Origin of the sequence: Caulobacter sp. CCG-8 (assembly GCF_037402475.1) — a bacterium.
Taxonomy (GTDB): domain Bacteria; phylum Pseudomonadota; class Alphaproteobacteria; order Caulobacterales; family Caulobacteraceae; genus Caulobacter.
This window is the reverse complement of record NZ_JBBEUD010000007.1, coordinates 163,366-177,435: the sequence shown is the minus strand read 5'-3', so window position 1 is coordinate 177,435 and position 14,070 is coordinate 163,366. Positions and strand designations below refer to the sequence as shown.

The window sequence follows — 14,070 nt, the reverse complement described above, 5'->3', positions numbered from 1 at the left end:
CGATCGCGAAGCGATCCGTAGGGGCAAGTGCTGGCCGCACCTACTCCCGCGCCGAAAGCTCCAGCCAGTCGAACTCCTCCTCCAGCGCCCGATAGGCGTCGTCGCCGATCTCGCCGCGGTGGCGCAGGTCGGTGAGGGTCCGGCGCGAGACCTCGACCACCCGCCGGCGCAGGGCGTTGTCGGCCGACTCGCGGGCGTTGCCGCCCTGCCGGGTCTGGCTCAGCGCGTCGCCGTATTCGCGGCGCAGGGCCTCGGCGGCCGGACTGTCGTCGCCGTCCAGCTCGAGCAGCATGGCCTTCAGGGTGGCGGCGCGGGCGATCTTCAGCTCCTTGCGCACCGGATCGTCGTCGGGCAGCGGCAGCACGGCCAGCAGCGGCTTCAGGGTCAGGCCCTGGATCACCAGCGTGCCCAAAACCACGGCGAAGGCGGCCAGCTGGATGAAGTCGCGATAGGGGAAGCCCTCGGGCAGGGCCAAGGCGGCGGCCAGGGTGACCATGCCGCGCATGCCGCACCAGGCCACCACCAGTCCGCCGGACGCCGTGGGCGCGGCCATGCTGGACCGGGCCAGGCGCACGCCGAACCAGTGGTTCTTCAGCCGCACCCCGGTGTTGTAGCTCATCACCCAGGCGATGCGGATGACGATCACCGCCGCCAGCACCACCCCGGCCCCGCGCAGATAGGCCGCCCGCTCGTGCGGCGACAGCCCCTCCAGGATCGGGCCGATCTGCAGGCCGATCAGGGTGAAGGCCAGGACGTTCAGCACCACCGTCACCGACTCCCAGACCGCGAAGGACGGCACCCGCAGGCGGGCGGCCATCGGGCGGCTGGTGCGCCGGGCCAGGGCCACGCCATAGACGACGATGGTGATCACCCCCGACAGCCCCAGCCGCTCGGCCAGGATCCAGACCCCGAAGGTCGAGACGAACTGGATGATCACCGAGCTGGGTACGTCGCTGAGCCGGCCCAGCAGCGGGGTGGCCGCCTTGGCCAGCAGCCAGCCGACGGCGACGCTGCCCACCGCCACCAGGGCGAACATCGGGGCGGCGTGGACCAGGCTGAAGCCGCCGGCCGCCGCCCCCACCGCCAGGCGGTAGATCAGCAGGGCCGAGGCGTCGTTGAGCAGGCTCTCGCCCTCCAGGATCTTGAGGATGCGGTGCGGCGGGCGCACCTGGCGCAGCACGGTCAGGGCCGCCACGGCGTCGGGCGGGGCGACCACCGCGCCCAGGGCGATGGCGGCGGGCCAGGGCATGGCGGGGAACAGCAGCCGGGCGACCACGGCGACGCCGATCGTGGTCAGGCTCACGGCGATCAGCACCAGGGCCGACACCGGCCGCCAGTTGTCCCTCAGGTCGCGCAGCGAGGAGTCGTAGGCCGCGTCCAGCAGCACCGGGGCGATGAACAGGGCCAGAATCAGCTCCGGCTCCAGCTCCAGCCTCGGCGCGCCCGGCATCAGGGCCACGGCCGCTCCGCCCAGGGCCAGCAGGGCCGGATAGGGCGCGCCGATCCACCGGGCCAGCGCCGACAACAGCACCGCCCCCAGCAGCAGGGCCAGGATCCATTCGAAGACCAGCATGGGCGTAGCGTCGCCGCTGCGGGGCGAATTGGCAATTGGCTGAGGTTAGGGCGACGAACACTTGCCCCCTACGGACCGCTTCGCGGTCGTCTTCCCCCGCAGGGGGAAGAGCGCGAGCCTCCGCCCCCTACGTGGGACAGGCGGCGAAGCCGCCAGGTGGGGGCAAGTGGCCGCGCCCGCTGAGCCCTACGCCGCCCAGCGCGCCCCGGCCCGCCCCAACCGGAACCGCCCCACCAGGGCCGACAGCCGCTCGCCCTGGCCCGCCAGGGCCTGGTCGGCGGTGCGGGCCTGGGCGACCATGGCCAGGTTCTCCTGGGTGAAGCGTTCCAGCTCGGCGACGTCGGCGTTGACCGCCGTCAGGCTCTGGGCCTGTTCGCGCACCGAGGCGGCGATGCGGGTGGCGGCCGCGTCGATGTCGGCCATGCGGCCGGCCACGCCGGTCAGGGCCTCGCCCGTGCGGCCCACCAGGCCGACGCCGGCCGCGACCCGGGTCCCGGACTCGCTGATCAGGCCCTTGATCTCCTGGGCCGAGGTCGCCGAGCGCTGGGCCAGGGCCCGGACTTCCTGGGCCACCACCGCGAAGCCGCGGCCGGCATCGCCCGCCCGCGCCGCTTCCACGCCCGCGTTCAAGGCCAGCAGGTTGGTCTGGAAGGCGATCTCGTCGATCAGGCCGACGATGTCGCCGATGCGGCGGGCCGAGGCGTCGATGTCGCCCATGGTCGAGGCGGCCTCGCCCACCACGGTCCCGCCCTGTTCGGCCTGGGTGCGAGCCGTGGCGACCAGGCGGCGGGTCTCGTCGGCGCCGGACGAGGTCTCGCCCATGGCGCCGGTGATGGCGTTCAGCGAGCCGGCCGTGCGCTCGACCCCGGCGGCCTGGCGCGCGGTGCGGTCGGCCAGGGCGCCCGAGGCGTCGCTGAGGGTGCGGGCCGCCTCGCCGATGGCGTCGCTGGCCTCCGCGATCTCGCCGATCGCCGTCTCCAGGCTCTCGACGGCGGTGTTGAAGTCGCGGCGCAGGGGCTCGTAGACGTCGGCGAACGGCCCCTGGATGCGGCGGCCCAGGTCGCCCTCGGCCACGGCGGCCAGGGCCGCGCCCACCTCGCGGACCACGGCGGTCTGCTCGTCGATCGACAGCGTCAGGGCGGCGGCGCGGTCGCGGTCGGCGTCGGCGGCGCGGCGCAGGGCGTCCTGCTCGTCGCGCAGGGCCTGGGCCCGCTCCAGCTCGGCCCGCAGGGTCTCTAGCGCCCGGGCGATGGCGCCGATCTCGTCGGCGCGGGCGGTCTCGGCCACCGGCTGGTCGTAGCGGTGCTCGGCCAGGCCGCGCACGGTCTCACGCAGGCCCAGCAGCGGCCGGGCGATCAGCCGACGCGAGGCCACGGCCAGCACGCCCAGGGCGGCCAGCAGCATCAAGAGGCCGCCGATCGCCATGCCCACGGCCAGCTTGCGGGCCGGGGCCATCAGGGCGTCCTCGGTGACGTCGACGACCATGGCCCAGGTCGCGCCCGAGGCCAGGCGGATCGGGGCGATCAGGCGCTGGGCCGGGCGCCCCTTGATCTTGACGCCCTCGACCACCGCCGGGCGGCCGTCGGCCATGGCCTTGCGGACCACGTCCAGGCCGGGATCGGCATAGGCCTTCATGCGCAGCGCCGCGTCGGGGTGCGAGACCCACAGCCCCTTGGGCGAGACCAGCATGGCCCGGCCGTCGTCGAAGGGCTTCAGCGCGTTCAGGCGGGCGGCGATGTCGTCCAGGGCCAGGTCGGCGCCCATGACGCCCACGGTCCTGCCGTCGACCACCACCGGATAGGTGATCGAGGTCATCAGGACCATCTTCTGCGCGCCGCCGTCGGCCACGTTGTCGGAATAGGGCTCCAGGATCGCCGGGCGGCCGCTGGCGAAGCTGGTGGTGTAGAAGTCCTCGCCGAACTCGGCGTCCTCGCCCTGTTCGGCGGTCAGGCTCTGGCCGTCGCGCACCCAGTAGCCGACGAACCGGCCCAGCGGGGTCGAGCCCAGGTCGGCGCGGCCGGCGACGGCGGCGTCGTCGCCCAGGGCGTCGGGCTGGAACATCAGCCAGCCGCCCAGCATGGCCTTCGAGGCCGTCGAGACCGGCTTGAGCTGGGCCATGTAGACGGCGCGGTCGCGCTGGCCCGAGGCGTAGGAGGCGGCGAACATGCCGGCGGCCGAGCGCACCACGGCGTCGGCGTCGTCCAGGTCGTTCTTGACGCCCTGGGCGGTCTCCTGGGTCATGCTGGCGGCGTAGCGCTGGGCCAGGGCCTGGACGGCGTGGCCGCTCTGCCACGAGATCAGCAGCGACCCCAGCAGCAGCAGCGCGCCCAAGGCCGCCCCGCCCGCGGCCATCAGCTTGCCCGCCAACGACAACCGCCCAAACGCTCCGGTCATCCGTCCGTCCCCCGACTCAACTCGAACGGCGGAGAAGAGCGGGCAAACCTTGCGGAACGCTGAACGGCGAGCGCCGCTATTCGACGCTGAACGCCAGCCCCGCCTTGGCCTGCAGTCGCTCCACCAGCTTGCCCCGCAGCGCCGCGCCCGGCGTCCAGATCCCCCCGGCCACTTCGGGCGAAGCGATCAGGCACAGGGCCGTCTCGGCGATCATCTTGCTGGTCGAGCCGTAGCCGGGATCCTTGTCGCCCTTGACGCCGGCCCGGACCTGACGGCCGTCGTCGGCGATGGCCACGAACAGCAGGTCGTAGAAGCCGGCCTCGCGCTCGGCCTTGCTGGGCCCCTCGCCCGGCTTGGGACCGCCCTCGGCGCCCATGCCGGCGTTGGCGGCGGTCACGGCCTTGGCGGCGGCCTCGCCCGCCTCGCCGGGGCCGGTCAGCACCATCTCGTCATAGACGAAGTCGGCGCCGTACGGCTGGTCCATCAACCAGTTGGAGCGGTGGACGTTGCGGGTGTTGATCGCCGCCATCACGAACGGGGCGGTCCAGGCGTCCAGGTCGTCGTCATGGGCCACGGCCGCCCCGTGCGGCTGTTTCGGCCCGGCGAAGTCGGGGGTCAGGGCGAAGGGGTCCTTCAGGTATTCCAGGACCTGGGGATCGCGGGCCGCCGCGGCCAGGGTGGCCTTCAGGCTGGCCGCCGTGCCGCCCGAGAATGTGCCGCGCATGGCCCGCACTCGGCCCTTCACCCGCGCGGCCGGGGCGCCGAACGTCTTGGCCGCCGCCTGCTGGACGAACCAGACGCCCAGCTCGAACGGGATGGAGTCGAAGCCGCAGGAGAAGACGATCCGCGCCCCGCTGGCCTGGGCCGCCTTCTCGTGGGCGTCGATCATCTGGCGCATCCAGGCCGGCTCGCCGCACAGGTCCAGATAGTCGGTCCCGGCCTCGGCGCAGGCGGCCACCAGGTCGGAGCCGTAGAGCTGGTAGGGGCCGACGGTCGTCAGAACCGCCTTGGTCCGCCCGACCATGCGGCGCAGCGAGGTCGGGCTGTCGGCGTCGGCCACGATCAGCGGCGTGTCGACCGGAGCCCCGATCTCGTCGCGGACGGCGACCAGCTTGTCGGCGCTGCGGCCCGACATCGCCCAGCGGACGTCCGGATGGTGCCTGGCGAGGTGCTCGGCCACCAGCCGACCGGTGAAGCCGGTCGCGCCGTGGACGACGACGTCGAATTCCGCGTTGGGGTTCATGGGGTGCGCCTCCCGATGTTTCTTATGGTTGGAGGCACAGTGGCGCGGATGGGGGGAGAGCGCAAACGACCGTTTGAGCTTCCAAACCGTTGTCATCCCGGAAGCCTCGCAGAGCCTGTCCGGGACCCAGGGGACTGGGCGGGTGCGGTGCGGTTCACCTGGGTCCCGGACAAGCTCTGCGCGCCTTCCGGGATGACAGCCCTATCGGATCGAAGGGTTAGGCGGCGGCCTTCGGCTTCAGCCCCAGCAGCCCCAGGAAGCTCAGCCCCGCCGCCGCGGCCAGATAGACCCCCACCGGCGCCAGGCCGCCCTTGTCGGCCAGGGCCTGGGCGATCATCGGGGCCAGGCCGCCGCCCAGGATGCCGCCGAGATTGAAGGCGGCCGAGGCGCCGGTGTAGCGCACCCGGGCCGGGAACAGGTCGGGCAGGAAGGCGCCCAGCGGTCCGTAGACGAAGCCCATGACCAGCAGGCCGATGGCCAGGAAGGCGCCGATGGTCGGCAGCGAACCGGCGACCATCATCAGCGGCAGCAGGGCGCCGACGCCGACGGTCATGGCGCAGCCGGCCATCAGCACGCGGCGCGGGCTGGTGGCGTCGGCCCAGTAGCCGGCGACGACGATGCCACCGGCCATGAACAGGATGGCGATCAGCTGGGCGCTGAGCATGGCCGTGCGGCCGTAGGCCAGGTCCTTGGCGCCGTAGCCCAGGGCGAAGGCGGTCATCAGATAGTAGACAGCGAAGCAGCAGATGGCCGCAAGGGTCCCGCAGAGGGTGGCCTTCCAGTGGTCGCGCAGCAGCTCGCCCAGCGGCACGGCCGGCGGCGCCTCGTGGGCGATGGCGGCGGCGAAGGCGGGCGTCTCGGTCAGCTTCAGGCGGATCCACAGCCCCACCCCGACCAGCACCACGCTGCCCAGGAACGGCAGGCGCCAGCCCCAGGCCAGGAACTGCTCGGGCGTCAGGACCAGGCCCAGGATCAGGAACAGGCCGTTGGCGGCGATGAAGCCGACCGGCGCGCCCAGCTGCGGGAACATGCCGAACCGGGCCCGCCAGCCGGGCGGCGCGTTCTCGACGGCCAGGAGGGCCGCCCCGCCCCACTCGCCGCCCAGGCCGAAGCCCTGCCCGAACCGCAGCAGGCACAGGAGCGTCGGGGCCAGCCAGCCGGCCATGGCGTAGGTGGGCAGGAAGGCGATGGCCAGGGTCGAACCGCCCATCAGGACCAGCGAGGCCACCAGGGTCGACTTGCGCCCGATCCGGTCGCCGAAATGGCCGAACACCGCCGCGCCCAGCGGCCGGGCCAGGAACGCCACGCCCAGGCTGGCGAAGGCGGCCATCTGCTGCAGGCTGGGCGACTTGGACGGGAAGAACAGCTGGCCGAACACCAGCGAGGCGGCCGTGGCGTAGATGTAGAAGTCGTAGAACTCCACCGCCGTGCCGACGAGGCTGGCGGTCAGCACGCGGCGTGTGGAGTTGGTCGCGGTCGCTTGCTTCGCCTCAGTCGTGCGCATGTTCGTCATGTCCCCGAAACTCGGGCATGGCTTGGCGTTTGAAAGTCGCGCCGTCAACCGCGAGCCTGCAAGATTCGCCCTTCAGAAGGCCCGTTCCGCCTCCGTCACGCAGAAATCCGACCTTGATTTGGACCGACGGAGACAAGTGTTTGCACGGGCGACGACCGCGCCCCGCGCCGAAGACGACACCTTCCGACGGTCGCTCCGGCCTGCTAGCGATTGTGTGGGGGAATTCATCCATGCTCGACATGCGTCCAATGTTTGGGTTCGCGTTGGCCTTGCTGGCGGCGTGTGCGACTTGGGCGCAGGAGGCCCCGCCCATCGACGCGCCATCGGCGCTCCACGGCGGCGAGTTGCGCGCCTTGCCGGCCCAGCGCCTCGTTGGCGAACGTCCCCATCCGCCCGCGAGCGTCGCGCGCGGCGAGACCATTGTCGGCTTTCCCTTCGCCTTCAATCGCACCGCCGTGCTCAGCGAAGACGTCGCCATTCGCAATCGGTACGTCAAAGGCGTGTTGGCCCAGGCGGGCAGTCCGGGCTTCTTCGCGGGGCTTCTGCGTCAGGACGGGACCGGCGCGATCGGGGAAGTCTGGTGCTTCCTGAACAAGCCCGACAGTGATCCGAGCAAGATCGCCTGCCTAATGACCGCAGGCGAGGAGTCGACCTACATCCCTGGCAATCCGTACGTGCTCGTTGGCAAGGTTCAAAAGCGTGACGCCGTTCTCCACGGGACCAAACCTCGCTTCGAGGAAAAGCCTGTCGCAATTCCCGGCGACCTCCGTCTGGAGTATCGGTTCGACAGCTGGACCTCCGACTATGCGGAGATCGAGGAACTCGCGGGCGGAAGCCGGGTGATGCTGCGCCCGTTGCGGCGACAACCCGATGGGCGAGCGTTGCTGAAGACCTTGGCAGGCGACTTCTGGCTGGCTCCGGTCGCCGGTGATCCTGCCCGGGCCGACGTAAGCCCCGCCGCCCCATAGCCCTTCCTGGCCTTCATGCGTTAGAACCTCCGCCATGAAAGCCCTGCCCAACATCCTGACCTCCGCGCGCCTGGTCATCGCCCTGTTCATGTTCGTGGCCCTGGCCGCGGCGGCCGGCGGCGTGCCGTGGCTGAGCGACCAGCTCAGCGTCGAGCAGTGCATGTCGCTGGAGCGCTGGGCTTTCGTGGCCTTCGTGGTCGCGGCGGTCACCGACTTCTTCGACGGCTGGCTGGCCCGCAAGCTGGACGCGGTCAGCATCTGGGGCGCGATCCTCGACCCGATCGGCGACAAGATCCTGGTCTGCGGCGCCCTGCTGGGCCTGATGGCCCTGGGCCCCAATCCGCTGGTGATCCTGCCCGCCGGCCTGATCCTGTTCCGCGAATTCGCCGTCAGCGCCCTGCGCGAGGTCGGGGCCGGCAAGGGCGTGAAGCTGCCCGTCACCCTGCTGGCCAAATGGAAGACCACCCTGCAGCTGGTGGCCATCGGCGCCGAGATGATCCTGGCCTCGTGGGCCGCCTTCCACCTGCCGACCGACGCGTCGGTGGTGACCCCCGCTACCTACGGCGCCCACGCCCTGCTGTGGCTGGCCGCCGTGGTCACCCTGATCACCGGCGCCCAGTATTGGGAAGCGGCGCGCAAGGCGCTGGTCTAGCGGTCGTTTCCAGATCGATCGAAGCTTCGATCCGTTGTCATCCCGGAAGCCCCATAGGGGCTGTCCGGGATGACAACCTGAAATTCACGGCTCCAGCCGACTCCGGAACCTAGCTTCTTCGCTGGCCGCCCTTTCCCGCCGCCAAGGCCGCGACATAGGCCTCCATCAGCCGCACCAGCTCGTCCTCCAGCGCTTCGGGGTCAAGGTTCAGCTCCGGCTCGGCGGCGGCGCGCAGCAGGCCGATCACCGCGTGGGTCAGGACGAAGGCCGTCTCGGGCGTCAGCTCGACCTCCAGCCGCGCCTTGCCGGCGATGGCGGCCAGGAACGCCTGGTGGTGGTGCAGCAGCATGCCGTCCCGGCTCTGGCGGAACAGGGCGTCCAGCAGCACCTGGCGCGTGGCGGGCGAGCCCTCGACGCCGTTCATAAGCGCCCGGACGATGGTCCGCACGCTGCCCAGGTCGGGACGCTCGATGACCGTCCGCGCGATGGCGTCGCGCACCGCCGCCGCCCGGCGCTGGGCCAGGGCCGCCAGCACGTCCTGCTTGCCGCCGAAGTACTGGTACAGCGTGCCGATGCTGACCCCCGCCCGCTCGGCGACGTGGTTGGTGGTCAGCCGCTCGACCCCGTCGGCCTCGAGAAGTTGAAAGGCCGCGTCCAGGATCGCCTCGATCTTGGCCTCCGCCCGCGCCTGGCGCGGCGTTCTGCGTTGTCTTTCAGCCACTTGCCGGGTCCTCGACCGCGCCCAATCCCGCCGGCCGGAAGGCGAGTAGGAATGTGAGCAATGCTTACATAACCTGATCGGCGACACCAGGATCCCGAGCGGGTCCGTCGCACCAGGAACACCGATGAGCCTCTCCATCGACCAGGTCCGCGCCAAGGTGGCGTCGCAGAAGACGCTGCTGCCGGCGCTGTACGGGAACGTCGATTTCGACGCCACGCCCGAACGCTTCACCTGGGACCCGGCCCTGGCCGTGGTTCGCGACCGCAAGCCGATGGGCGTGGAGGTCACCCAGGAGGACCTGGACCGCGTCCACGCCTACACCATGCTGGGCGACGTGGTGGCCGACGCCTACGCGAGCTTGATCCCCCAGTTCGGCTTCCGCCGGCTGATCGACCTGCTGACCCGCGCCTGCGACCAGGGGATCGCGGCCGTGCCCGACGCGCCGCCCGAGCTCGTGGCCTTCATCGCCGCCATGGAGGCCACGCCCGACTGGGTGGACATGGACCTGGTGCGCGAGGGCGCACGGCTGGACCTCAACGCCACCGCCCACCTGGCCCCGTTCGCGGTGCGCGGCGCGTTCATCGCCACCTTCCTGAACAAGTACTCGGCCCTGCCGATGGCCCTGACCGGCACGCTCAGCAACGACAGCGCCGCGCGGCGGGTCAACGAGACGGCCACCTTCTTCGCCACCACCGTCCTGCCCGGGGCGCTGGAGCGGCATGGGGCGGGGTTCAAGGCCGCGGCCATGGTGCGGCTGATGCACTCGATGGTGCGGTTCAACGCCCTGCGCTCGGGCCGCTGGGACGTCGGCGTCTACGGCGTGCCGATCCCGCAGGTCGACCAGATGCCGGCCGGGCTGATCCCGATCTTCCTGATGTCGTTCGACATCATCGGCAAGGGCCGCCGCCGGTTCACGCCGGAGGAGCGGGCCCGGGTGGAGCTGGCGCGCTACCGCTGCTTCCTGCTGGGCCTGCCCGAGGACCTGCTGGCCGACACGCCCGAGGGGGTCGTGCGGGCCATGACCGCGCGCAATTCGACCCTGCGCCAGGGCTTCGACGACGCCACCTGCGGGGCGCTGATCCGCGCCACCATGGCCGCCTACCTGCCGCCCGACCGCTCGCCCGCCAACCGGCTGCACGACCGGATCGAGCGCCGCTTCGCCAAGGTGTTCTTCCTCAAGCATTTCATGAAAGGCGACCGGGCGGCGGCCGCGCGGATGGGGGTCGAGGTCACCCCGGCCGACCGGCTGGTGTTCGGGGCCGTGGCCCTGGGCGTGGTGACCGAGATGGCCGCCTTCCGCGCCGCGCGCCATGCGCCGGGGCTGCGGGAGATCAGCGAGGCGGTGCTGGTGCGCCGGGTCCGCCGCCTGCTGGCGCGGTACGGGCACGCGGAATATGTGACAGACGCGGCGCGGTACCGGCCGGCGCACGCGGCGGCGTGATCCTCCGCCCCCTATGGGGGCGGACAGGCGGCGAAGCCGCCAGGTGGGGGCAAGTGTTCGCCTCTACTCGGCCGCCAGCAGCGGCGCGTCCTCGTCCTCGACTGCGTCGGGATCGGTGGGGCCGTGCAGCAGCCAGTCGGTCTCGGGCGCGTCGTGACCCGCCCGGGTCCGTTCCGCCCGCATCATCAGGGCCAGCCAGCCGGCCCCCGCCGTCAGAAACACCATGATCGCCTCCGAAGCGCTCCGTCGTTATTGAGAATGACTATCAACAGCGACGGAGGCAAGGCGTCTTTACGGCGCGGCTTGGCTTATTTCGGAGAGACTTAGGCCGCCTGGGCGGCGGCGGCCTTGCGGCGGGCGGCCGCGGCGGCGCCGCGCTTGAGGGTGGCCGCTTCCAGGCTGACCTGGCGGCGCTTGGACGCCTCGAGTTCGAGCACGGGCAGGACTTCCGCCGCGGCCAGCCGCTGGGCCGGGGTGCCCACGACGTCCAGCCGGCGGGCGTTGCCCAGGAGCGTGAGCAGCTCCCGGTCGTTCAGCAGAGGAATCCGCTCGATCAGGGTCATGGTGCAGTCCTCGAAACTCAGCAATTCCCGCAATAGCGCGAGAGAATTTGCTTAACGTTCAAGGCGCTGCTTGGGGTCCAAAACTAATCGCGATTCAAGACGATTCACGAATTCACTTGCTCCCCACGGTTTGGAGGCCCATGGTGCATTATCGAATTCGCTGCCGTTCGGCCTGCTTTTCCATGCTCTCTTCGCGAGAGCGCCGGACGCGCCTACCGACCCCCAACGAAATTTGATCGACGCGCGGAACTCCTCCGCCGACGAATATTGACTGCAAGGACTACCACTATGGCTACCGGCACCGTGAAATGGTTCAACGGCACCAAGGGCTTCGGCTTCATCCAACCCGACGACGGCGGCGCTGACGTCTTCGTCCACATCTCGGCCGTTGAACGCGCCGGTCTGCGCGGCCTCGACGAAGGCCAGAAGATCACCTACGACCTGGAACAGGACCGCCGCAGCGGCAAGATGGCCGCGGGCAACCTGCAGGCTTAATCGCCTCGAAGGTTCGAAAGACAGATGGGTCGGCGCCTGGCGCCGGCCCATTTTTCTTGCGCGCTCCCCCGGGGCGCGACAGGGTTCTCCGCAGCGAGCGTTCAGCCCTCCCCCATGAGCCCCATGCGCCCAGCCCGCCTTCTCGTCGTCGTCCTGGCCGCCCTGAGCGTGACCGCCTGCGGGTCGTTGTCGCGCGACGCCTACACCGCCAGCGACCTGGCCGGGCCGCCGCCCCAGGGCCTGGCCGAGCTGCGCTTCAACGCCAGCGACAGCGACGCGGCCATCCGCTTCGCCGAACCCGCCCGCAAGCGCGCCTCGGCCCAGCGCACCTTCGACGTCCTGGCCCTGTCGGGCGGCGGCTCGAACGGGGCCTACGGGGCCGGGGTGCTGGCCGGCTGGACCAAGCGCGGCGAGCGGCCGGAATTCGACATCGTGACCGGCGTCTCGACCGGCGCCCTGACCGCGCCCTTCGCCTTCCTGGGCCCCAGTTGGGACGACCGCCTGGCCGAGGCCTACACCGGCAAGGCCGCCGGCAAGGTGCTCAAGCCCCGCGGCCTGGGCCTTCTGTTCCACACCAGCGTCTACAGCGCCTCGGGCCTGCGGGCCCTGGTCGACGCCAACGTCACCGACGACCTGCTGCAGGCCATCGTCGCCGAGCACAGGCGCGGCCGCCGTCTGCTGATCGCCACCACCAACCTCGACACCGAGGAAACGGTGATCTGGGACATGGGCGCCATCGCCAGCCGCGGCGACCCGGCCTCGCGCCAGCTGTTCAAGGACGTGCTGGTGGCCAGCGCCAGCATCCCCGGCGTCCTGCCGCCCACCCTGATCGAGATCCCGAGCCCCAATGCCGAAAAGGGAGGCCGGCGGCTGTCGGAGATGCACGTGGACGGCGGCGTCACCATCCCGTTCTTCGTGGCCCCCGAGTCGCTGCTGCTGTGGACCGCCGCCAAGGGCCAGGTCCGGCCCGGGCGGCTCTACGTGATCGTCAACGGCAAGGTCGGCGGCGCGTTCGGCTTCACCAAGGGCAACGCCGGGGCCATCGTCGGCCGCTCGTGGGACGCCATGAGCAAGGCCCTGATGCGCACCCACCTGGCGGCCAGCAGCGCCTTCGCCCGCCGCAACGGCGGCCAGCTGCTGTACGCCGCCATCCCCGACAGCGCCGACGTCGACACCTCGGGCCTGGACTTCGCCAGCGACAACCGCGAGGCCCTGTTCCGCATGGGCTACGAGCGGGCGCAGGCCGGCTGGGCCTGGAGCCTGACCGACGAGCCCGCCGAGGTCCCGCCCGGCGCGCCGACCGTGCCAGCGCCGCCGGTGATCAGCGGCCGGTAGCCGGCGGCGCGGGCCGTCAACTCTTCCTCGCCGCACCTCGCGCGGGCGACGGACCGGCGAGGGCGACGGTGGACGACGCCGCGCCATAGCGCTTGTCCGCCAGCGAAGCGCAAGCTTCCACCGCCAACTTCGCCTTGACGGCGTGGCGATTGTACAGCCGCTGGCAAACCCAATCGGTGAGCTTCGCGCACTTGCGGCGCGACCAATCCTTCGCCGTCAAATCCGCGATCTTGAAGACCTTGACCGACGGCGTCAGGACTGGGGGCCTGCCCGCCGGTCTGTTTCCCGCCGCTCGGGGCGCCTGGACGCGTGGCTTGGCCGGATCATCGACAAGGCGAACGCTCTTCACCTCTTGGGCGGCCTTTTCCAGCCGCGCGAACTTGTTCTCGAGATAGAGCGAACTGGTGAGCTCGATCTCGACCGTGCTCAAACAATCGTTGAGTTTCTTCGTCTCCTGCAGGGCGGTCCATTCCAGCGCGCCAGGACCATCCCCCCGGCAATGCCGCAGCAGCGCCTTGGCGTCGCGCCGCTTGCCGGCCACGTCGAGCCGGTAGGCCTTGGTGAGGCATGCGTCCAGCCGGCTGAAGGAAGAAGTCATCAGGTCGAGGGACGGCCGGAACAGCTGGCTGGTCCCGTAGCCCAGATAGTCGATCATGCTGGCGCGGAAGGCGAAGCCGTTGAGATTGTAGGCGAGGTAGGCCTCCTGATAGGCTTTCCAGCGCGCTTCGCGCTCCGCGGCCTTGCCGCCGTCCTCGATCGTCGACCGCACCAGGGCCACCGCGGTGCGCCGCGCCTCGTAGGTCTTGCTGAACGCCTCGATCAGGTCACTGCGCCGGATCTCCAGGTCGGCGATGCGTCGGGCCTCCTCGGCCGCCCGCCTCTGTTCGTCGGTGAAGTGGTTGCTGACCAGGCCGCCGACCACGCCGGTCGTCAGCAGGGTGAGCAGGGCGACCCCCAGGCTGGACTTGAAGAAGCCGTCGATCGCGGACAGGGCGCCGGGCTGGGGCTTTTCGGGCGCGGCTTCCCGCGTCAGCGTCACGACGACGTGGACGGGCGGGACGGCGTCGTCGGCGGGGGGCGAAGGACCTGTCATGAGCGGTTTCCAGGCGGGGGCGATCGACCGAGGCGGGAGGCCCGATCACGGCGCCGCTTCCCGCCCAAGATGCCGCGCC

13 protein-coding genes are annotated in these 14,070 nt (G+C 71.1%); 5 read left to right on the top strand and 8 right to left on the bottom strand.

The features are described 5' to 3' along the window. Nucleotides 1-40: 40 nt before the first annotated feature. The 4 genes from WAE60_RS09135 to WAE60_RS09120 form a co-directional block, all read right to left on the bottom strand. Nucleotides 41-1,573 (bottom strand): sodium:proton antiporter, encoded by a 1,533-nt coding sequence (locus tag WAE60_RS09135; protein ID WP_029908343.1) that lies wholly within the window; start codon nucleotides 1,571-1,573, stop codon nucleotides 41-43. Nucleotides 1,574-1,759: 186 nt separating this feature from the next. Next, nucleotides 1,760-3,967, bottom strand: coding sequence for a methyl-accepting chemotaxis protein (locus tag WAE60_RS09130; RefSeq protein ID WP_337685852.1), 2,208 nt, complete (start codon nucleotides 3,965-3,967; stop codon nucleotides 1,760-1,762). 76 nt (nucleotides 3,968-4,043) lie between these two features. After that, a complete protein-coding gene (locus WAE60_RS09125; protein ID WP_337685850.1) occupies nucleotides 4,044-5,210 on the bottom strand; it encodes a saccharopine dehydrogenase NADP-binding domain-containing protein in 1,167 nt (388 codons plus the stop codon). A gap of 217 nt (nucleotides 5,211-5,427) precedes the next feature. Continuing rightward, nucleotides 5,428-6,714, bottom strand: a complete 1,287-nt coding sequence (locus tag WAE60_RS09120; protein WP_051695328.1) for an MFS transporter — start codon at nucleotides 6,712-6,714, stop codon at nucleotides 5,428-5,430. 239 nt (nucleotides 6,715-6,953) lie between these two features. On the opposite strand from WAE60_RS09120, the gene WAE60_RS09115 reads away from it, so the two are divergent. Next, nucleotides 6,954-7,691, top strand: a complete 738-nt coding sequence (locus WAE60_RS09115; protein WP_156035586.1) for a hypothetical protein — start codon at nucleotides 6,954-6,956, stop codon at nucleotides 7,689-7,691. 34 nt (nucleotides 7,692-7,725) lie between these two features. Continuing rightward, the gene (pgsA, locus tag WAE60_RS09110) at nucleotides 7,726-8,343 is read left to right on the top strand and encodes a CDP-diacylglycerol--glycerol-3-phosphate 3-phosphatidyltransferase (RefSeq protein WP_029908355.1); all 618 of its coding nucleotides are present in this window, start codon (nucleotides 7,726-7,728) and stop codon (nucleotides 8,341-8,343) included. A 109-nt stretch (nucleotides 8,344-8,452) separates the two neighbouring features. Here the strand turns inward: pgsA and WAE60_RS09105 are convergent, their stop codons facing one another. Beyond that, a complete protein-coding gene (locus WAE60_RS09105) occupies nucleotides 8,453-9,064 on the bottom strand; it encodes a helix-turn-helix domain-containing protein (protein ID WP_337685849.1) in 612 nt (203 codons plus the stop codon). A gap of 124 nt (nucleotides 9,065-9,188) precedes the next feature. Here WAE60_RS09105 and WAE60_RS09100 point away from each other — a divergent pair, with 124 nt between their 5' ends. Continuing rightward, nucleotides 9,189-10,505: an oxygenase MpaB family protein gene (locus WAE60_RS09100; protein ID WP_337685848.1), complete on the top strand. Its 1,317-nt coding sequence runs from the start codon at nucleotides 9,189-9,191 to the stop codon at nucleotides 10,503-10,505. 63 nt (nucleotides 10,506-10,568) lie between these two features. Here WAE60_RS09100 and WAE60_RS09095 read toward each other — a convergent pair whose 3' ends face one another. Both WAE60_RS09095 and WAE60_RS09090 read right to left on the bottom strand, forming a co-directional pair. Continuing rightward, nucleotides 10,569-10,730: a hypothetical protein gene (locus WAE60_RS09095; RefSeq protein ID WP_337685847.1), complete on the bottom strand. Its 162-nt coding sequence runs from the start codon at nucleotides 10,728-10,730 to the stop codon at nucleotides 10,569-10,571. Between the two features lie 98 nt (nucleotides 10,731-10,828). Beyond that, a complete protein-coding gene (locus WAE60_RS09090; protein ID WP_029908362.1) occupies nucleotides 10,829-11,068 on the bottom strand; it encodes a hypothetical protein in 240 nt (79 codons plus the stop codon). A gap of 288 nt (nucleotides 11,069-11,356) precedes the next feature. Here WAE60_RS09090 and WAE60_RS09085 point away from each other — a divergent pair, with 288 nt between their 5' ends. Both WAE60_RS09085 and WAE60_RS09080 read left to right on the top strand, forming a co-directional pair. Next, a complete protein-coding gene (locus tag WAE60_RS09085; protein ID WP_029908363.1) occupies nucleotides 11,357-11,563 on the top strand; it encodes a cold-shock protein in 207 nt (68 codons plus the stop codon). 123 nt (nucleotides 11,564-11,686) lie between these two features. Continuing rightward, nucleotides 11,687-12,898 (top strand): patatin-like phospholipase family protein, encoded by a 1,212-nt coding sequence (locus WAE60_RS09080; RefSeq protein WP_337685844.1) that lies wholly within the window; start codon nucleotides 11,687-11,689, stop codon nucleotides 12,896-12,898. A 16-nt stretch (nucleotides 12,899-12,914) separates the two neighbouring features. Here WAE60_RS09080 and WAE60_RS09075 read toward each other — a convergent pair whose 3' ends face one another. Next, nucleotides 12,915-13,991 (bottom strand): hypothetical protein, encoded by a 1,077-nt coding sequence (locus WAE60_RS09075; protein ID WP_337685843.1) that lies wholly within the window; start codon nucleotides 13,989-13,991, stop codon nucleotides 12,915-12,917. Nucleotides 13,992-14,070 lie beyond the last annotated feature (79 nt).